The sequence below is a fragment of the Arthrobacter sp. SLBN-122 genome (genome assembly GCF_006715165.1).
Lineage (GTDB): Bacteria > Actinomycetota > Actinomycetes > Actinomycetales > Micrococcaceae > Arthrobacter.
Genome location: NZ_VFMS01000001.1, coordinates 4,060,574 through 4,078,619, shown reverse-complemented (window position 1 = coordinate 4,078,619; position 18,046 = coordinate 4,060,574). Strand labels below are relative to the sequence as shown.

At 64.6% G+C, this 18,046-nt stretch carries 18 protein-coding genes and 1 tRNA gene; 9 read left to right on the top strand and 10 right to left on the bottom strand.

Annotated features, from left to right (window positions below):
• Positions 1–18: 18 nt before the first annotated feature.
• Both FBY36_RS18720 and FBY36_RS18715 read right to left on the bottom strand, forming a co-directional pair.
• Positions 19–1,218, bottom strand: a complete 1,200-nt coding sequence (locus FBY36_RS18720) for a site-2 protease family protein (protein WP_142121843.1) — start codon at positions 1,216–1,218, stop codon at positions 19–21.
• Positions 1,211–1,894 (bottom strand): HAD family hydrolase, encoded by a 684-nt coding sequence (locus tag FBY36_RS18715; RefSeq protein ID WP_235008968.1) that lies wholly within the window; start codon positions 1,892–1,894, stop codon positions 1,211–1,213. Before FBY36_RS18715 ends, FBY36_RS18720 begins: the two co-directional genes overlap by 8 nt.
• Before the next feature lie 199 nt (positions 1,895–2,093).
• Here FBY36_RS18715 and FBY36_RS18710 point away from each other — a divergent pair, with 199 nt between their 5' ends.
• Positions 2,094–2,999, top strand: coding sequence for a PAC2 family protein (locus FBY36_RS18710; RefSeq protein WP_056333897.1), 906 nt, complete (start codon positions 2,094–2,096; stop codon positions 2,997–2,999).
• 101 nt (positions 3,000–3,100) lie between these two features.
• On the opposite strand, the gene mshC is transcribed toward FBY36_RS18710, so the two are convergent.
• The gene (gene mshC / locus FBY36_RS18705) at positions 3,101–4,378 is read right to left on the bottom strand and encodes a cysteine--1-D-myo-inosityl 2-amino-2-deoxy-alpha-D-glucopyranoside ligase (protein WP_142121839.1); all 1,278 of its coding nucleotides are present in this window, start codon (positions 4,376–4,378) and stop codon (positions 3,101–3,103) included.
• Positions 4,379–4,393: 15 nt separating this feature from the next.
• Complete coding sequence (locus FBY36_RS18700; protein WP_142121837.1) at positions 4,394–5,227, bottom strand: undecaprenyl-diphosphate phosphatase; 834 nt, start codon at positions 5,225–5,227, stop codon at positions 4,394–4,396.
• Positions 5,228–5,278: 51 nt separating this feature from the next.
• On the opposite strand from FBY36_RS18700, the gene FBY36_RS18695 reads away from it, so the two are divergent.
• Positions 5,279–6,211, top strand: a complete 933-nt coding sequence (locus FBY36_RS18695) for an aldo/keto reductase (protein WP_142121834.1) — start codon at positions 5,279–5,281, stop codon at positions 6,209–6,211.
• Between the two features lie 24 nt (positions 6,212–6,235).
• On the opposite strand, the gene FBY36_RS18690 is transcribed toward FBY36_RS18695, so the two are convergent.
• Positions 6,236–6,502, bottom strand: a complete 267-nt coding sequence (locus FBY36_RS18690) for a hypothetical protein (protein ID WP_018771129.1) — start codon at positions 6,500–6,502, stop codon at positions 6,236–6,238.
• 40 nt (positions 6,503–6,542) lie between these two features.
• Between FBY36_RS18690 and FBY36_RS18685 the strand changes: the two genes are divergently transcribed.
• Positions 6,543–6,776: a DUF5703 family protein gene (locus FBY36_RS18685; protein WP_018771130.1), complete on the top strand. Its 234-nt coding sequence runs from the start codon at positions 6,543–6,545 to the stop codon at positions 6,774–6,776.
• A 50-nt stretch (positions 6,777–6,826) separates the two neighbouring features.
• Here FBY36_RS18685 and FBY36_RS18680 read toward each other — a convergent pair whose 3' ends face one another.
• Both FBY36_RS18680 and FBY36_RS18675 read right to left on the bottom strand, forming a co-directional pair.
• Complete coding sequence (locus FBY36_RS18680) at positions 6,827–7,987, bottom strand: acyl-CoA dehydrogenase family protein (protein ID WP_142121832.1); 1,161 nt, start codon at positions 7,985–7,987, stop codon at positions 6,827–6,829.
• An 11-nt stretch (positions 7,988–7,998) separates the two neighbouring features.
• The gene (locus FBY36_RS18675) at positions 7,999–9,303 is read right to left on the bottom strand and encodes a M20/M25/M40 family metallo-hydrolase (protein WP_142121830.1); all 1,305 of its coding nucleotides are present in this window, start codon (positions 9,301–9,303) and stop codon (positions 7,999–8,001) included.
• A gap of 170 nt (positions 9,304–9,473) precedes the next feature.
• On the opposite strand from FBY36_RS18675, the gene FBY36_RS18670 reads away from it, so the two are divergent.
• Positions 9,474–9,556: transfer RNA gene (locus FBY36_RS18670), tRNA-Leu, on the top strand.
• 343 nt (positions 9,557–9,899) lie between these two features.
• Positions 9,900–10,076: a hypothetical protein gene (locus tag FBY36_RS20600; protein WP_160141910.1), complete on the top strand. Its 177-nt coding sequence runs from the start codon at positions 9,900–9,902 to the stop codon at positions 10,074–10,076.
• Positions 10,077–10,286: 210 nt separating this feature from the next.
• Here the strand turns inward: FBY36_RS20600 and FBY36_RS18665 are convergent, their stop codons facing one another.
• Positions 10,287–11,012, bottom strand: a complete 726-nt coding sequence (locus tag FBY36_RS18665) for a PspA/IM30 family protein (RefSeq protein ID WP_235008894.1) — start codon at positions 11,010–11,012, stop codon at positions 10,287–10,289.
• Positions 11,013–11,189: 177 nt separating this feature from the next.
• Here FBY36_RS18665 and FBY36_RS18660 point away from each other — a divergent pair, with 177 nt between their 5' ends.
• From FBY36_RS18660 to FBY36_RS18650, 3 genes are all read left to right on the top strand, one after another.
• Positions 11,190–12,224 carry an AAA family ATPase gene (locus tag FBY36_RS18660; RefSeq protein WP_142121826.1) on the top strand — a complete coding sequence of 345 codons (1,035 nt, stop codon included), beginning with the start codon at positions 11,190–11,192 and terminating at the stop codon, positions 12,222–12,224.
• A 729-nt stretch (positions 12,225–12,953) separates the two neighbouring features.
• Positions 12,954–13,301, top strand: coding sequence for a cytoplasmic protein (locus FBY36_RS18655; protein ID WP_142121824.1), 348 nt, complete (start codon positions 12,954–12,956; stop codon positions 13,299–13,301).
• A complete protein-coding gene (locus FBY36_RS18650; RefSeq protein WP_235008893.1) occupies positions 13,298–13,720 on the top strand; it encodes a cupin domain-containing protein in 423 nt (140 codons plus the stop codon). Before FBY36_RS18655 ends, FBY36_RS18650 begins: the two co-directional genes overlap by 4 nt.
• Positions 13,721–13,822: 102 nt before the next feature.
• On the opposite strand, the gene FBY36_RS18645 is transcribed toward FBY36_RS18650, so the two are convergent.
• Together FBY36_RS18645 and FBY36_RS18640 are read right to left on the bottom strand one after the other, a co-directional pair.
• A complete protein-coding gene (locus tag FBY36_RS18645; protein ID WP_142121823.1) occupies positions 13,823–15,103 on the bottom strand; it encodes an alpha/beta fold hydrolase in 1,281 nt (426 codons plus the stop codon).
• A gap of 487 nt (positions 15,104–15,590) precedes the next feature.
• Positions 15,591–16,052: a GatB/YqeY domain-containing protein gene (locus tag FBY36_RS18640; protein ID WP_142121821.1), complete on the bottom strand. Its 462-nt coding sequence runs from the start codon at positions 16,050–16,052 to the stop codon at positions 15,591–15,593.
• A 278-nt stretch (positions 16,053–16,330) separates the two neighbouring features.
• On the opposite strand from FBY36_RS18640, the gene FBY36_RS18635 reads away from it, so the two are divergent.
• Positions 16,331–17,929: a phospholipase D family protein gene (locus FBY36_RS18635; protein ID WP_235008967.1), complete on the top strand. Its 1,599-nt coding sequence runs from the start codon at positions 16,331–16,333 to the stop codon at positions 17,927–17,929.
• Positions 17,930–18,046: the final 117 nt, after the last annotated feature.

The window sequence follows — 18,046 nt, the reverse complement described above, 5'->3', positions numbered from 1 at the left end:
CACGACCGGCAGGTAACTCTACCGGTTCTGCCCCTGCGGGTGCTTATCGTTGCGCTGTCTCTTTCCGGTGATGGCCGCGAGGACGACGTCCTGGGTCAGCAGTCCGGTGACTGCGCCGTTGTGGTCCACCACTGCATAGTGCCGCCCCTCAAGCTGCGAAAGAAACTGGATCAGCTCCTGTCCCTTGGACCATTCGGGAACGTAGGCGCCGGCAGACAGGGGAAACGAAATGGCGGTGACAGGGGTTGAGTCCGCGGCTGATCCGGGCACCGAGGCCAGCGCGCCAGGGTCCACCACCCCCTGCGGGCGCCCGTCCGGTCCGCATACCACCACGGACTTTGTTCCGGCAGCGGCCAGACGGAGGGCGTCGCGGACGGTGCCCGTGGAAGGTATGCCCACGGCCGGCGTCGACAATCCCGCTGCGCTGACCAGCGGGAGCCGTCCCCGCAGCGTGCCCTGCTGGATGGAGGCGGAGGCACCCATCCACAGGAATCCGCCCACCAGGACGGTGATCATGAGGAGGCTGAAGTCGGGCTCGTCGCCGGCGAGGTACGGGCGAAGGAGGAACCAGTAGGCGATGGCCAGGACGATGATGCGCCCGCCCCAGCCGGCAGCTACCGTTCCCTTCGCCTGGCTGCCGGTGGCCTTCCAGACGATGGACTCGACCAGCCGGCCACCGTCCAGCGGCAGGCCCGGCAGGACGTTGAAGACGGCGATCAGGAAGTTGGCCCACATGAAAATGTTGGTCAGGATCTCGGCGACACTTCCCAGGCTGTTGGTGCCCAGCAGCAGCCAGGCCCCGCCGGCGAGGACGAAATTCGCTGCTGGTCCGGCCAGCGCCACCAGTACGGACCGGCCGGGGGAAGCAGTGAAGCTTTCGAACTGAGTGTGCCCGCCCCAGAGATTGAGGACGATCTTTTGCGTGGGCCATCCGTAGATTTTGGCGGTGAGGGCGTGGGCGAGTTCGTGCACCAGCACGGAAATCAGGAGCAGGACGGCGTACGCGAACGCCACAACGTAGGCGCTCATGCCGAGCATGGGGTTGTTCCGCGCCAGGACTGGCCCGTAGGCGATGACGGTGAAGGCTGCGATCACGAACCACGAGTAGGCAAGCACAACCGGAACGCCGGCGATGCGTCCCAGCGGGATGCCTTCACGCCGTCCTGTAGCAGCCGGTGTGCCGGGTTCTGTGCCCCGTTGAGTGTCAGGTTCAGCCACGTGAGTCACCGGCGGCCGTGGCGGCGGGCCGCGTTGCCTCCGCCTCCAACAGCAGGGCTTCGAGCTCCACCAGGCCGCGGCCGGACAGGGAGTCCCAGAGTGCGTAACTGCCGTCATCCGGCAATGGAACGATGTGCGGCACAGCCACGGTGGTGACGCCGGAGGCGACGGCCGCCGCAACGCCGGGGACGGAATCCTCTAGGGCAACGCAGTGGTGGATGCCGAGGTCAGGATCGGCTTCCTGCAACAGCTCGACGGCGGTCAGGTACGCCTCGGGGTGCGGTTTGCCCCGGGTGACGGTGTCGCCGGTGACAAGGACTTCGAAGTAGGGGCGGGGAAGGCTGGCAACCACCTCGCGGGCCAGCGGCCCCTCGGACATGGTGACCAGGGCGCAGCGCACGCCGGCCAGGTGCAGTTCCTCGAGGAGTTCACGGGCACCCGGGCGCCATGGCACCTCCTGCTGGACGCTGCTGATGACCTGGGCTGTCAGGGAATCGATGATCTCGCGGACTTCGAGCTCGACGCCGGCCTGCTGGAGCAGGCCCGCGGAGAACGTCAGTGACTGGCCCACCAGCTGCATTGCCTGATGGTGGCTCCAGGTGCCGCCGTGGGCTTCCACCAAGGCATGCTCAGCGGCAATCCAGTATGGCTCGGTGTCCACGATGGTCCCGTCCATGTCCCATAGGACGGCTTTGAGCGGGGAACCGGCGGCAGGATTTCGCATGCAGCCAGTCTACGGCGCGGGGCTGGGCGGAGGCTGTGGGCTACGCCCTTGGCGAATATGAAGCAGGGCTGGTGCCCTTTGCGCCGTTTACCGGCGATTTGCGGCGCTTCATTCCATGCGCGAGTGTCCACCTTGGACGTAGGGTGAAGAAATGAATAGCTTCGAGGGAGACACCGCCGAACAAGGTGCCGGACCCGAGCGGGAACGGTTCCTGCAGCCGGTGGCTGACGGACAGCGCGTAACCGTAATGCTTGCTGCCTTTGAGGGGTGGAATGACGCCGGAGAAGCGGCCAGCGACTCCCTGCGGTACCTGAACAAGTTGTGGGGCGGCAAGAAGGTGGCATCGATCGATGCCGATGAGTATTACGACTTCCAGTTCACACGGCCCACGGTCCGCAGGAACGCCGCCGGAGAACGCAAGATCAAATGGCCCTCCACCCGTATCTATAAGGCCAGCGCGCCCAACTCCAATGTGGACGTCATCTTCGTGCAGGGCACCGAGCCGTCCTACAAATGGCGCGCCTACACCGCTGAGCTGCTGGTCCATGCAGAGGCTTTGAATGTGGACTACGTGGTGCTCGTGGGCGCGCTGCTGGCCGATGTCCCCCACAGCCGCCCTATCCCGGTAAGCACGTCATCCGATGATGCCCAGCTTCGGGAACGCATGAACCTGGAAGCGTCACAGTATGAAGGCCCCGTGGGTATCGTGGGAGTCCTGTCCGAGGTGGCGCTGCTGGCCGGAATCCCAACCGTATCGCTGTGGGCGGCGGTGCCGCACTATGTGGCACAGGCGCCCTCGCCCAAGGCACAGCTCGCCCTCCTGCACCGCATCGAGGAGCTCCTGCAGGTGCCGCTGGACACCCAGGAGCTGGCGGAGGAAGCGGACGCCTGGGAGCGTGGCGTGGACGAACTGGCCACCGAGGACCCGGAAATTGCCGCCTACGTCCGCCAACTGGAGGAAGCCAAGGACACCGCCGACCTGCCCGAGGCCAGCGGCGAGTCCATTGCCCGCGAGTTTGAGCGGTACCTGAAGCGCCGGGGCCAGGACCGGCCTTGACTTTGGACAGACATTAACAGGAAGGGGGCTGGGCCGGGAGAAATCCTGGCCCAGCCCTCTTCTGTTGGCCGCAAGTCCCTTTGTTGCCGCGAGCCGATGCCTTAGAGCCGGATGCCCAGGAGCGCGTCCACCGCGTCCTTAACAAGGGTGCGGTCGGCAGGGCTGGCGGCAGCACCGCCGTCGTTGGCGGACCGTGCCCAGCGCGAGACAGCGGCAACCGCTGCCGGCGCGTTAAGGTCCGCTGCCAGTGCCTCGCGCATTTCAGCCAGCAGCGCCTGGGCTGAACCCTCCGGAGCGTGGTCGAGCGCCTTCCGCCAGGCTGCCAGGTCTGCCTTGGCAGCGGTGAAGCCTTCGTCCGTCCAGGACCAGTCGGACCGGTAGTGGTGGACAAGGATTGCAAGCCGGATGGCTGCAGGGTCTTCACCGGCGGCGCGGAGCCTGGAGACCAGCACCAGGTTGCCCTTGGATTTGCTCATCTTCTCCCCGTCGAGCCCTACCATCCCGGCATGCGCGTAGTGCCGGGCAAGTGGAACCCCCGCCAGGGAGTAGGCATGGCCGGCGCCCATCTCGTGGTGCGGGAAGATCAGGTCCGAGCCGCCACCCTGCACCGTGAAGGGCGACGGCAGATACTTTTGCGCGATGACGGTGCATTCGATGTGCCAGCCGGGCCTGCCTGCGCCCAGGCTCCCACCGGGCCAGCTCGGCTCCCCCTGCCGTTCCACCCGCCACAGCAGCGGATCAAGGGCTTGCCGCTTCCCGGCACGGCCGGGGTCCCCGCCACGCTCAGCGAAAAGCTCCAGCATGGCGCTTTCACTCAGGTGGGAAATACATCCCAGGGCCCAGGCGTCCGGCGACGTTGACTGCTTGCCGGCCGCTTCGACGTCGTAATAGACATCTCCGTCGGGTTCCCCGTTGGTGCCGGCAACCTGATAGGCCAGGCCCAGGCTGACCAGCTTTTCCACCTCGGGCACAATCAGGCCGATGGACTCCACCGCGCCCACATAGTGGTCCGGCGCCAGGACATTCAGCGCCTCCATGTCTGTCTGGAAGAGCTCCACCTGTTCGGCGGCGAGGTCCCGCCAGTCCACGCCGGTGGCTGTGGCCCGTTCCAGCAGGGGGTCATCCACATCCGTCACGTTCTGGACGTAGGAGACCTCGCTGCCGGCGTCGCGCCAGGCGCGGTTCAGCAGGTCAAAGGCCACATAACTGGCGGCGTGGCCCATGTGGGTTGCGTCGTAAGGCGTGATGCCGCAGACGTACATGGATGGCCTGGCTTCCCGTTCCAGCGCCACTTCGCGGCCTGCCGCAGTATCGAACAGCCGCAGGGCGGGCATGTTTCCGGGCAGGGCAGGAATGGGGCGGGAAGTCCAGGATTTCACATGCCAAGCCTAGTCCTAGGCGCTGATGACGCCGAAACCGAGCAGGAGGTACAGGGCCAGCCCCAGGAAGATCCGGTACCAGACAAAGAGCCGGTAGCTGCGGGTGGACACGAACTTCAGGAACCAGCCGATGATGACGTAGCCCACCACCAGCGCGATCACGGTGGCGAGGGCAGTTTCCGGCAGGCCGAACGGGCCGGAGATGCCCTCCTTGGTCACCACCTTGTACAGCTGGTAGAGCCCGCTGCCAAAGACCGCAGGGATGGCGAGCAGGAATGAGTACCGCGCCGCGGCTTCCCGTGTGTAGCCCATCAGCAGGCCGGCGGTGATGGTGCCCCCGGAGCGGGAGACGCCGGGAATCAGGGCCAGGGCCTGGGCCAGTCCGTAGAGGATGCCGTGCTTGTAGGTCAGGTGTGTAAGGTCCCGCTTCTGGGCGCCCACGGCGTCGGCCACGGCGAGGAAGAGTCCAAAAACGATCAGCATGGTGGCCACGATCCACATGCTGCGGAGTACGGATTCGATCTGGTCCTGGAAGAGCAGGCCCAGCACGATGATGGGCAGGCTGCCCAGGATCACCAGCCAGCCCATGCGGGCATCAGGATCGTGCCGCGGCACCTTGCCGCTGAGGGACCCCGCCCAGGCCTTGACGATGCGGACGATGTCGCGCCAGAAGAAGATCAGGACGGCGGTCTCGGTGCCGAGCTGGGTGATGGCTGTGAAGGCCGCGCCCGGGTCCTCGGCATTGGGGAGGAACTCCCCCACGATCCGCAGGTGTGCGCTCGATGAAATCGGTAGAAATTCGGTCAGTCCCTGCACTAGGCCCAGCAGGGCCGCTTCAAACCAGTTCACGCTAAGACCCTACGGCATGGCAGCAGGGCATCTGCCCGTAAGCTTGCTGCTATGCAGCAGCGTTACGTCGGCAACAGTGGATTGCGAGTCTCAGCCCTCTCCCTGGGTACCCGGTCCTGGGGCGGGGAAACTGACGAACAGGACGCGTCCGAGCTGCTGCGCACTTTCCTTGATGCGGGCGGCCGGCACGTGGATACCTCGGCCTCCTACGCCGGCGGTGGCTCGGAGGCGATCCTTGGCTCGCTGCTGGGTGATGTGGTGTCCCGCACGGAGATTTCCATCTCCACCAAAGCGGGGATGACGACGCCGGACGGGCGCCGTGCAGTGGACACGTCACGCAATGCGATGCTCACCGGACTTGACGCCAGCCTGGCCAGGCTGGGCACCGATTATGTGGACCTCTGGTTTGCCGAGGCGTGGGACGGCAATGTTCCCCTCGATGAAACGCTGGCTGCGCTGGAATTTGCCGTACGCACCGGCCGGGCGCGGTACGCCGGCATCTCGAACTTCAGCGGCTGGCAGACGGCCAAGGCCGCAGCCATCAGCAGTGTGCCGCTGGTGGCGGTCCAGGCCGAGTATTCGTTCCTTGAACGGACAGCGGAGGCGGAACTGATGCCGGCCGCCGACGACGCCGGGCTTGGCCTGATGGCATGGGCTCCGCTGGGCCGCGGTGTCCTTACCGGGAAGTACCGGGGTGGGATTCCCGGCGGATCACGCGGGGCGTCGGCCAGCGAAGCGGCCTATGTGGAGCCTTACCTTGAGGAGAAGCCGTCACGCATCGTGGATGCTGTGTGCATGGCTGCCAACGGTCTGGGCAGGAGCCCGCAGGACGTCTCGCTGTCATGGCTGCTGTCGCAGCAGGGAGTTGCCACCGCCATTGTCGGTGCCCGCACACCTGTGCAGTTGAAGGAGATCCTCGACGTCCAGCCCGCACCGCTGCCGCCGCAGATCGCGCGGGCACTGGAGGATGTTTCCGCCTTCTAAGGCCGCCAGGTTCCCCCGGCGCTGCTATTCCTCGACGATTTCCAGGTCCTCATCCTCGTCCACGTCGGCTTCTTCGTCCTCTTCGTCCTCGTCGTCAAAGACCTGCAACGGGGTGACCTCGTTGTAGGCCTCGTAGAGCGCGTCCTCGTAAACTTCGAAGGCATCGGCAACTGCGAAAAAAGCTGCCTCAACGGAGGGGTCACCGTCCCCGCGGCGGTTCGATGCTGCTATAAGGTGTTCTTCCAAAGCGGTGGTCAGGGACGAAAGCGCGACACGCGGATCGATGCTCATGACTTCACGTTAGCCGGAAAAGGACGAAAATGGAGAGCAAATGAAGGAACAATTTCTCACCAGCTCGGTCCAGCGGGAGCGGGATTATTTGCGGCAGTACGAGTACCTCGTACTGACCGTGAGCCCTGATGATTCCCTGCCGGAGGCACGCCGGCGCCTGGTGGAACACTCCGAATACGGCAAGTGGGAATTGGAACGCAGCAAGCTCTACGTGGGCGGCGGCAGGCGCTTTTGGCTCCGGCGCCGGGTAATGCAGGTCCAGCGGACCGTCTAGGGAATGACAGTCCAGGGAACCGTCCAGGAATGGCCAGTCCAGCGGGCCGTCTAGTTTTCCAGCGGGCCCAGCCAGGCGTTGGCCACGGTGTTGTGGGCGGACTCGTCGTCGGAGGGATGGAACATTCCGGCCAGCACGTCCCGGTAGAGCCGCTCCAGCTCGGAACCCCTGAAGTAGCTCGATCCCCCGCTGACGCGGATGGCGAGGTCCACCACGCGCCGTGCCGTTTCGGTGGCATTCACTTTCAGGCCCACCAGTTTGGGGAACCATTGGGCCCCGTGGTCGGCCAGGGCGTCGACGTCGGCCGTGACGGACCGGAGCTGCGGGTACAGGTTGTCCATGGCCATGGCGGCGTCCGCCACCTTCCAGCGGATGTCGGGGTCCTGCGCGTAGCTGCGTCCGCCGTTCTTGAACGAGGTGCGGCGCTTGACGGTCTCCACGCCCACGGCCAGTGCGCGTTCACCCAGCCCCGTGTAGACGGCGGCCAGGAGGCTTTCGAAGCATGCGAAGATCGCGAAGATCAGCGGGTCGGCGTTGGGACCGACGGGCAGCTTGCGGAAGATCCGGTCCGGTGGAACAGTCACACCGTCAAGGACCGTTGTGGCGGACTGGCTTGCCCGCATGCCCAGGGTGTCCCAGTCGTCCAGGGTCCGGTAGCCGGGCGTTTCGCGGCTGATGAACCCGTGAATGAGTTCCCCGGCCCCGTCACGGGCCGCAGCATCCTTCCCGAAAATTCCCAGCCGGGTCCAGGCCGGCGAGAGGCTGGTGAAGATCTTGGTCCCGGTGAACGAGTAGCTGCCGTCCGGATGTGGTGTAGCCACCGTCCGTGAGTCGAAGAGGACGGAATCGTTGCCCGCCTCCGAGTTACCGAACGCGAAGACTTCGCCCTGCGCGGCTTCCTTGAGGACGAAGGCCAGGGAGTGGTCCCCGCGGGCTGCCAGGACGTGCGCGACGCCGGTCCACACCAGGTGCATGTTGACGGCCAGTGCCGTGGCCGGTGCGGCCGTTGCCAGCCTGCGCTGGCACTGCGCCGCCGCTTCGAGCCCAAGGCCCGCGCCGCCGTCGGACGCCGGCACGAAGAGCTTCAGGTACCCTGCCTCCGCAAGCTCCCGCAGGTCCTCGTGGAAAAAGGCGTTGTCTTGGTCGTACCCTGCGGCGCGGCCCCGGATGCGCTCCAGGAGCTCATCCGGCAGCAGGTCATCTGGAGTCACGGCAGTTCCCCTTAGTAGTTGGTCAGCAGGGTGTTCAGCACCCGGGCGCCGAACTTGAGGGAGTCCGCCGGCACACGCTCGTCCACGCCATGGAACATCCCGGTGAAGTCCAGCTCGTCCGGGAGCATCAGGGGCGCGAAGCCGTAGCCGGTGATGCCCAGCCGGCTGAGGGACTTGTTGTCCGTGCCGCCCGAAAGCGTGTAGGGCAGTACTTTCGCGCCGGGGTCCTCTTTGTGCAGGGCGTCGATCATCGAGTCCACCAGGTTGCCCGCGAACGGGACCTCGAGGGAGACGTCGTTGTGGACGTAGCTGACGTCCACTCCGTTGCCGGCGAGTTCGCGCACGATTTCGAGCACCTGCTGTTCCTGGCCGGGCAGGGTGCGGCAATCAACCAGGGCCTCGGCAGACTCGGGGATGACGTTGTGCTTGTAGCCGCCCTTAAGAAGCGTGGGGTTCGTGGTGTTCTGCAAGGTGGCCCCGACGAACCTGGCCACGGTGCCAAGCTGGTTGAGCAGGAGGTCAGGATTGTCGGCGTCGAACTCGACACCGGTGAGTTCGGTCACTCCGTCAAGGAACTGCCGGGTGGTGGGAGTGAGCTCGATGGGCCACTTGTATTCGCCGATACGCGTGACGGCGGCTGCCAGGCGGGTCACGGCGTTGTCGGTGTTGATCTGCGAGCCGTGGCCTGCCCGTCCGTGGGCAACGAGCCGGAGCCACGAAATGCCCTTCTCCGCCGTCTGCAGCAGGTAGGTCCGCTGCCCGCCGATCGTTGCTGAGAATCCGCCCACCTCGGAGATGGCCTCGGTGGCGCCCTCGAAAAGTTCCGGTCGGTTGTCCACGGCATAGCGCGCGCCGTAGACGCCGCCGGCCTCCTCGTCAGCGAAGAACGCAAAGATGATGTCCCGCTTGGGCCTCCTGCCTTCCCGCGCGAAGTTCCGCAGGACTGAAAGGATCATGGCGTCCATGTCCTTCATGTCGACGGCGCCGCGGCCCCAGATGAGGCCATCCTTCAGTTCGGCGCCAAAGGGGTCCACAGACCACTGGTCGCGCAGGGCCGGAACGACGTCAAGGTGGCCGTGGACCACCAGGGCACTGGCGGAGGGGTCCTCCCCTGCCATCCTGGTCACTACATTGGCCCTGCCAGGGGCGGATTCGAAGATCTCCGCCTCCAGCCCCACTTCCTCAATGAGTCCTGCGGCATACTCTGCCGCGGCGCGCTCCCCCGGCCCTGACCCGTCGCCGTAGTTGGAGGTGTCGATCCGGATGAGTTCCTGGCAGATCCGGACAACTTCATCCTCGGGCAGGACGTCAGGCATTGGAGGCTCCTTGGTAGGGAATGACTGGTTGGCACGAGCTGAATCGCTGTCCTCAGCCTACCGACTTGCCTCGATTCGTTGTTCCCGGAAAGTCATGTTAGAGTTTTTCTCGCTGCTTCGGAGAGGCGCGAAACGCTGAAAGGCGGGACGGCTTCGGCGAAATACCACCTGCGCGGGTGGCGGAATGGCAGACGCGCTAGCTTGAGGTGCTAGTCCTCGAAAGGGGGTGGGGGTTCAAGTCCCCCTCCGCGCACAAACGAAAACCCCGGAAAATCACTGATTTTCCGGGGTTTTCTCGTATCTCCAACCACGCCGGCTTCCTATGTCTTATGTTGTCGGCGGACGAACAACGGCAGCTTTGCTCTGCGGAGCGGGGCTGGCTTGATAAGCAATCCTAAGCATGCTTATTATGTTTGCAGTCGATGGGAGACGGCTGCGAGGGGAATCGAGAAGGGTGCGCTCAGCGAACGGGGCGCACCTTTTTCGTTCCCTGATGCTTCCATCCCAGCTTCGGACGCCTGGGTTGCGAAAATTCCGGCCGCGAGGCTGCGGAGTTGCATCCGGGATTCGCACTCTTTAAGTCCTAGGCTTTCGGCATGCACCCCTTAGCGGCAATCAGCCTGGTGTTCCTGGCCGCAATTGCATGGATGGGCACCATCCTGACCTTACTGATTGCCTTGGTCAAAGCCCGGAGCCGGCCGCCGGCCGAGCCCAGGAGCCATGTCCAGAGCGCGGAGACCCGGAACTCCGATGACAGGGTGCGCCAGACCTAGCTGGGTGCCGGATGCCCGCGGAATGTCGTGGGAGCGGCCATCGCCGCTGGGTCCACGTAGACGCGTTCACCAAGCCTTCCAGCAAGGAATGGATCCTTTGTACTCCTCGGCGAATAACCCGTCACCGACATCTCGGCGATGCAGCCCAGGAGGCCCTACCCGGCCGCTGCCCCGCATGCCGCGTCCACTCGGTGGCCTGAGAGCCGCCTTCTAGTCGATGGCTTTCCGGTCGATGGACTTGAGGGCGGCCAGCCGTGCTTCCACTTCGGTATGCTCTCCGAGGTCTTCCAGGGACGCGAACTGGGCTTCCAGGGATGAGGCGGCGAGTTCCTGCTGGCCGCGGACCGTGGCCTCTTGCCGGCGGATCTTCTCCTCGTACCGGCCAATCGCCGAGGCCGGGTCTCCGTTGTCCAGGGACTTGAGCGCATCGTGGACCTGGGACTGGGCTGCGGCCACGCGTGAACGGCTGACCAGTTCGTTCCGCTTCGCGGTCAGCTCCCTGAGCTTGCCCCGCATCTGGTCCAGGCCCTGCTTGAGCTTGTCGACGACCTGGTTCTGCGCGGCCAGGTTCGGTTCCTGGGCCTTCGCGGTGGATTCCGCAGTCATCTGCCGGCCAATGGCAACCTTGGCCAGGGCGTCGAACTTGTCAGCGTCCACGCTGTTCCCGGCGGCCCGGAACTCGTCGGCCTTGCGGGAGGCAGCGATCGCCTTGCTGCCCCAGGTGTTGGCATCGCTCACGGCGCGGGCGTGGTCTTCCTCGGCCATCCGGAGGTTGCCGATGGTCTGTGCGATCGCGGACTCGGCTTCGCGGATGTTATCCGAGTAGTCCCGGACCATCTGATCCAGCATCTTCTGCGGGTCTTCGGCGGAGTCCAGGAGGGAGTTCAGGTTGGCTTTGGCCAGCTGGGCAACGCGGGCGAGAATACTCTGCTTCACAGGGATCTTTCTATCGGTGATGATTTCGAATTTTATGTGTACGGCATCGACGGATGCCAGCAAACCACTATCACTCGCGCTGGCGGTGATGGCCGTCGTGGGCAGTGCCATTCTTGGAACCTGATACCGGTGGGGCAAACCCCACCCCGGTCGGGAGTCGAGTACTACAGTGGATGCATGGCACCCAGCCGCCACCCGCTCGACGACCTCCGCGAAACTATCGGCCATCTGGCCGATCAGCTCAAGCTGCCCGGTTCAGAGCGTGTGGACGACCTGGTCGGCGATCTCATCGGTGTGAGGCCCGGGCCGGCACGGCCGCTGTCCGAGGTGCAGGCAGAGCTCGACGCGCTGGTGGGGCTGGAAACCGTGAAGGAACAGGTCCGGGGCCTCGTCGCACTGCTCCAGGTCCAGGCCCGCCGTAAGGCGCACGGCCTGCCGGAGGTGGCCACTTCACAGCATCTGGTCTTCCTGGGAAACCCTGGCACGGGCAAGACCACCGTGGCGCGGCTCCTGGCCGAGATGTACCGCGCGGTGGGACTGTTGCAAAAAGGCCACCTGGTTGAGGTCGACCGTTCGGGCCTGGTGGGGCAATACGTCGGCGCGACCGCCATCAAGACAGACCGGGTGATCCGGCGAGCGCTGGACGGCGTCCTGTTTATCGACGAGGCCTATGCGCTGGCACCGGAGGACGGCCGGATGGACTTCGGCCCCGAGGCGATCGAAGTCCTGCTCAAGCGGATGGAGGATCACCGCCACCGCCTGGTGGTGATCGTAGCCGGGTACCCCCGGCTGATGGAGTCCTTCCTGCTCTCGAACCCCGGCCTGCGCTCCCGCTTCGCCCGTGAGATCACGTTCCCCGACTATTCCGTCGACGCCCTCCAGATGATCTTCCACCAGATGCTCGCCCAGCACGAGTACAGGCTGGAGCCGGGCGCTGACCAGATGTTGCGCCGCATCTTCACCGGGCTCCACGCGGGTGAGGACTCCGGCAACGCCCGCTTCGCCCGCACACTGTTTGAACAGGCGCTCAACCGACAGGCGCTGCGGCTGTCGCTCGACGACGAACAAAGCCTCGATGCGCTCGATCGCGAGGCCGTCATGACACTCACCGCGGACGACATCGTCGAAGCCGCGCTGGCTTTGGGCGAGGAGCCGGAACCGGAACCGACACCGGAACCCGAGCAACCGCGCTGGTGGCGCTGGCTCGTCTGACTACCGTTCCCCACGCGCCCTTTTCGTTCCCGTAGGACTGCGGTATGGCCGACGCTGCCTGCTATTGCCACACCGCCCCCACGAGCGGAAACTTGACTCATTGGGCTATGAAGTCAGCCGAACAGTCGCGGAAAGCCACCCGCCATGTCCACCCATGCTGACCATCGCCCAGCGCCTGACCTTCCGTTGACTGGTACCCTGCCGAAACACGCTCCCTGGATTCTCCGTTTACCACCTCACCTGACGGCTCCCGTTGCATGCTGCACAGGCAACGGGGATGGGCGTTCGAGGAGCCTCTGTGGGCACGGTCCCGGCTCCGCGCAGGCAGCCGGGTCATGAGTACGGTTCAGGCGGTGGCTTTGATATTCGTTGCCGCTTTCGCATGGATCGGCTTGACCATACTCGTTCTCCTGGAGATGCGGCGCCGCAGGAAAGGGTCCTCACGGGTGGCTTCAGCGCCATCGCCTCCTGACCCCATCAGTTATCGGCCCCACAAGCCCTGGCGGCGCCCCCGCCCCATAACCAGTCCCACCCAGGTCCCCAGGCGACACAGGATGAGGATCAGGAGAGTCCGCGGCTGAAGGCCTTCTCCCGGCTACAAAGGCAGCCCGACAACCAGCGCGGCAGCCATCGATTCCAAGGGGGCGTCATCATTGAAGACGCCGAGGGAACGCCTTGTTGACCCGAAGTCTCTGGTTCCGAAGGCTGCCACAGGCGTATATTCCGTTCATGGCGAAGGATCCTGTCCAGACGAATCCGGAGAATTACCGGGTCGCTTTTGAAAACGAACGCGTGCGCGTACTTGAGTATCTCGACTCTCCTGGGCACTCGACATCCGAGCACAACCACCCTGACAGCGTGATGGTGACGCTTAGTTCCTTCCGCCGCCGGATCTCGTCCAATGGAAACTCCGTCGAGGTGGAACTGCCTGCAGGAGTCGCTCGCTGGCTTCCGGCACAGCAGCATTCCGGAGAAAACATTGGAGCAAGCGATACCCACACATTCTTTATTGAGCTCAAGGAACCCCGGCCCTCACCTGGTAAAGCGGCGGAGCAACTGGGACCAACCATCTCATGATCTATGAACTTGGAGGCAGAGTGGCAAAACCCGAATTTGAGTTCACTCCGACGTCATCGGTGGAGTTCACGCCCTGCACACCACCCATTGAAGGGCTTTCGGAAGCAGTCCTGGCGCGTGATGACAGGACTGGCTGTGTCACCCGCATCCTGAAGTTTGAGCCGGGAACCGATACGTCACCAAACGGTGTCCTGGTCCATGACTTTTGGGAAGAGGTATTCATCTTCGAAGGTTCATTCGTCGACCAGCGTTTGAACCGCACTTTCAACACGGGTGACTGGGCTACCCGGCCGCCGGGGATGAAGCATGGCCCCTGGGTCTCGGCAACCGGCGCCAAAATGTTCGAAGTCCGCTATTACCAAAACACAGACAGCAATCCGGACGAAGCCACGCCCTTCCACGAGCGGACGACGCAGTAGCAGGCTGCGCAGGGTGGGTCTACCAACTAGTGCCGGACCTCGGCCGGGCACTGTGATCAGTACAGTGGCCGGCCGTAGCCCTCACGCTGGTGAGCCCGGGCATCACTTTGCCAGTGGCGCCGCAGTCCTTACCGAACTGACGACGTCCAGGATTGCCTGTGCGGTGACTGCCGCGGCGTCCGGTTCGACGACGAGTGCTTCATGGGACGCAAAATCGATGGTTTTGTGAAGGCTGTTGGTGGACAGCGTGGCCAGGCCGTTCTGCGAAGCCTCGTGCCTGGCGTCATTGCCGATGCCCGCTGTCAGGACGACAAGGGGCTTGCCCGCAAAGTCCTGCAGCGATGCGGCTTCTTCCATTGAGGTGTTCGCTTGAACGTACTCGTCAAGAGTGCTGCGCATGTTGCCTGGGTCAGCAATGTTGGCGCGGACTTCGTCCCGTTGCTGAGCTGGGAGGCTGTTGACATCCTCGAAAGGGGCATACAAACGCAGCGCACCGACCCGGCCCAGTATTGAGATGAAGGCCGTGACCCGGCTAAGGAGGTCGTATCCGTCGCGGACTGCAACCGGCCGGGGCACCGGCGCCGGTGCGCGGTCCGTAGAGTCGATAAGCACCATGCCGGCGACCTCGTCGGGGTAGTTGGCGGCGAAGGTCTGCACATAGAGACCGCCAAAGGAATGACCAGCCAGCACGTAAGGTCCTGGCACGTTGCCGCTGTGCAGCAGCGTATGGAGGTCGGCAGCTATCTGTGCGGCGTCCTGGACCGTGTCGGCGGGCCCGCTCCAGCCCCTGCCGGCCCGATCGTAGACACACACCCGTGTCCGGCCGGAGACTGAAGCTGAAAGCAAGGCATGGTTGGACGACATCTCACCGGCTCCGGGTTGGAGCACCACGGTGGGGCTTCCCGTCCCAGTGCAGTTGAGGTGCAAGCTGTAGCCGCCGACGTCCACCAACTGGCCGGGCATTGGGAAGTCTCTCGCGTCAGCCGCGGCGCCCAGGGTCTGGTAGGCGCCACCTACCGAGGCAAGCGCCAGCACCGCGATGACCGGGTACAACACCCATCGCCTGCTCCGGCTATGCAGTTGCCGGCGTGAACGGAAAAAGATCCAGATCACCAAAGCCAGCAGGACGGGCGGCCACACCCAGCTGAACACAATATCCATGGGGGCGCCGAACCACGCCAACAGTAAACCGGATATCCCCATGAAGAGTGCAGGTGCCACAGCCCATCGCTGCGGCTGGTCAGTGAACCGGACTGACAGAAGGGCCAACAGGCCCCACCTCACCGCAAAGCCGCACAGCACGGCGCCCGTGACCTCGCTCTCACGCGCCCGGATGAAAGGGGCAGCGGCCAGGAGCATTGCAACGACGAGTCCTGCTGCCATTGTTCCGGCCACAACCCAGCCAATGCGCCATCTTGCTACGGGACTCTGGCCGGATGGGTGTTTTCGACCACTGCGCAGGGGACGGGGGCCGGGAAGGGGCGTTCTGGGGGTAGCGGCCACGGTGGGCTCGATTCGTTGTAACGCGGCTCCGCGCGAGTACAGTCAATCCCCCCACAAATGGCACGTGCCGTCCCTTTGACTATAGGCCCGGATTCGACGGTTTGACCCTGCTTTCCGTTGGGATTCCGATCCGTGCCCGGGACGTGAATCCAAGGGGGCTGCCGGGCCCAGTCTTGAGCGAAACTTGCGGCGAACGTGGGCTGCCGTTTAGGAACCGGACTTACCGTTGAAACAAGATCCTGCTGCTGGGGCAGGGCCTTACACATAGGGACAGGGCCGGCGGCCAAGGCATCTCTGAGACCGGATGCCGCCCCCCAATCACCGCCGGCCCATATCCCATGTCCCGGCGTGAGCCCGGTCTTCAGGATCACGCCAGGCGGGCCTTCACAATCTCGCTGATAGCCTTGCCGTCGAAGCGGCCGCCAATTTTCGGGGTAACGGATTTCATCACCGCGCCCATGGAGCGCATCGTCAGTTCCGTGCCATCCGCTTTCAGGCCGGCGATGACCTCATCGACGATGAGTTCAGCTTCCGCCCGGGTCAGGGCTTTAGGGAGGTAGGCCTCGATGATCTCAGCTTCGGCGATCTCGGCCTGGGCCCGGTCGTCGTGGCCGGCCGAAGAATAGGTGGCGGCGGTGTCACGGCGTTTGGCCGCTTCCTTCTGCAGGAGGGCGGTGATCTGCAGGTCATCGAGCTCAACGGGGGTCTTGCCGGATTTCTCCCGCGTCTCGATTTCGCCCAGGACGTTGCGCACAGTTGTCAGGCCAACCTTGTTGCCCGCCTTCATGTGGACGATGACATCGCCCTTCAGCTTTTCCTTCAGTGACATGGGTCTGACTCATTCTTTCGTTGGGATGGGAGCTATAGGGATGCCGCGGCCGGGAGTCCAATACCACGGGCCCCACTTTGCGGGAGCCGGAGCGGCCACAGTGCCCGCGCGTGGGACGATCCTGCATAAGCCTATTCCCGACGCCCAGGTTGGCGTTGCTGCTTTGAACCTTTTCGGTGCCGTCCACCAGAAGGGGCAGGTTCATGCCCGGCCGTAGGCTAGGTTGGAAACGCAGCGGCCTGTCCCCCGGGCCCCGGAGGGAGCGCCAAGTGGACAGCATGGTTGGCAAATGGTTTCTGAGCCGGGCTGAGCGGGGAAACGCTGCATCGGGTGTCCAGGTTGCCGGTACGGAATCCGGCTCCTGGTCGGAAGGCAACCTGGTGCGTCCCCTGATACATGGAGCGGCCTACTTTTCCAGGCTGCATGAGGAGCTGTCGGTTCTGCAGGCGGGAGACCGGGTGTGGTTCACGGACTGGCGCGGCGATGCCGACGAACAGCTGGAGGCAGGTGGCACGACCATTGGCGGGTTGCTCGCAGGGCTTGCGTGCTCTGGCGTGGAAGTACGGGGCCTCGTTTGGAGATCCCATGGTGAACGGGTGTCCGCCCCTATCAGCGGCCGCTCCAATGAACTTCTCAGCCGGCAGATCAACGACTCCGGCGGCGAGGTGCTCTTGGACCAGCGCGTGCGTCTCTTCGGCTCCCATCACCAAAAACTGGTGGTCATCCGCCGTCGTAACGACCCCTCCCGCGACGTGGCGTTTGTGGGTGGACTGGACCTTTCGCACAGCCGCCGCGACAACGCCGGCCATCCGGGAGACCCCCAAGCGGTGAAGATGGATTCCCGTTACGGGCAGAGGCCCCCGTGGCACGATGCCGCCCTTGAACTGCACGGCCCGGTGGTTGCAGATGTGCTGGCGGTGTTCGCCGAGCGGTGGAACGATCCCCACCCGCTGGACCGGCGGACCCCCTACCGGATGCTGCTACAGCGCCTGGCCCGTATGCCCAGGCATCCAAAACCGCTTCCAGAGTCCGCTCCTCCCCCACCTCCGGCAGGGCCGCACGCCGTGCAGCTGCTGCGCACCTACGGTGTAAAGCACCCGCCCTTCCCCTTCGCACCACGTGGCGAACGGAGCATAGCGCGCGCTTACACGAAGGCGTTCGCCCAGGCCCGTTCGCTCATCTACGTCGAAGATCAATATCTGTGGTCCACAGAGGTGGCGGGGGGAATCGCAACCGCCCTGGAACGCAACCCCGGGCTGAACGTGATCATTGTGGTGCCCAGGTACCCGGATACCGATGGCCCGCTGAGTGGACCGCCCAAGCGGCTTGGGCAACTGCGCGCCATCAGCATGCTCCGCCGGGCCGCACCTGACAGGGTAGGGATATTCGACCTTGAGAACAGCCAGGGGGTGCCGGTCTACGTCCACGCCAAGATCTGCATCATCGACGACACCTGGTTCACCTGCGGATCAGACAATTTCAACCGGCGGTCCTGGACCACCGACAGCGAGCTTACCTGCGCAGTAATCGACACCTCCGCCGACAGCATGACACCCACAGAATCCGGTTCCCTGCCACACCAGCCGCTCGCAAAGGAACTGAGGCTCGAGCTCTGGGCGGAACACCTGGGCCTTGAGCAGGACGATCCACGGCTCCACGGAAACGGGGTACCACTGCAGCTGTGGAAGAACACGGCGGATGCGCTGGACCAGTGGCACCGCGGCGGCCGCCGTACGCCCCGCCCGGCAGGGCAGGTGCGCCACCATGTCACTGAACCCGTCCCTCCACTCCAGCGCCTGTGGGCCGATCCCATCTACCGGTTCCTCGTGGACCCTGACGGCCGGCCCCGCCGGCTCCGCGGCACGCCCCGCTTCTAGGGACTGCCTGGCGGCCGCCTGCCCGGTTCCGCCTGGGCGTTTTCCCCTGCCCTTTACTGGCTCCCCGGGCAGCGGAGATTCGGTAGGTTTGAGCGGTAAAGCAGTGCATCCGGACGT

Excerpts from the sequence above, each read along its gene's own strand:
- FBY36_RS18675 (WP_142121830.1), bottom strand. The coding sequence starts at position 9,303 with ATGCCTGACGTCCTGCCCGAGGATGAAGTTGTCCGGATCTGCCAGGAA.
- FBY36_RS18710 (WP_056333897.1), top strand. The coding sequence starts at position 2,094 with ATGAATAGCTTCGAGGGAGACACCGCCGAACAAGGTGCCGGACCCGAG.
- FBY36_RS18715 (WP_235008968.1), bottom strand. The coding sequence starts at position 1,894 with ATGGACGGGACCATCGTGGACACCGAGCCATACTGGATTGCCGCTGAG.
- FBY36_RS18635 (WP_235008967.1), top strand. The coding sequence starts at position 16,331 with ATGGTTGGCAAATGGTTTCTGAGCCGGGCTGAGCGGGGAAACGCTGCA.
- FBY36_RS18695 (WP_142121834.1), top strand. The coding sequence starts at position 5,279 with ATGCAGCAGCGTTACGTCGGCAACAGTGGATTGCGAGTCTCAGCCCTC.
- FBY36_RS20600 (WP_160141910.1), top strand. The coding sequence starts at position 9,900 with ATGCACCCCTTAGCGGCAATCAGCCTGGTGTTCCTGGCCGCAATTGCA.
- FBY36_RS18685 (WP_018771130.1), top strand. The coding sequence starts at position 6,543 with ATGAAGGAACAATTTCTCACCAGCTCGGTCCAGCGGGAGCGGGATTAT.
- FBY36_RS18655 (WP_142121824.1), top strand. The coding sequence starts at position 12,954 with ATGGCGAAGGATCCTGTCCAGACGAATCCGGAGAATTACCGGGTCGCT.
- FBY36_RS18660 (WP_142121826.1), top strand. The coding sequence starts at position 11,190 with ATGGCACCCAGCCGCCACCCGCTCGACGACCTCCGCGAAACTATCGGC.
- FBY36_RS18645 (WP_142121823.1), bottom strand. The coding sequence starts at position 15,103 with ATGGCAGCAGGACTCGTCGTTGCAATGCTCCTGGCCGCTGCCCCTTTC.
- FBY36_RS18690 (WP_018771129.1), bottom strand. The coding sequence starts at position 6,502 with ATGAGCATCGATCCGCGTGTCGCGCTTTCGTCCCTGACCACCGCTTTG.
- FBY36_RS18650 (WP_235008893.1), top strand. The coding sequence starts at position 13,298 with ATGATCTATGAACTTGGAGGCAGAGTGGCAAAACCCGAATTTGAGTTC.
- FBY36_RS18640 (WP_142121821.1), bottom strand. The coding sequence starts at position 16,052 with ATGTCACTGAAGGAAAAGCTGAAGGGCGATGTCATCGTCCACATGAAG.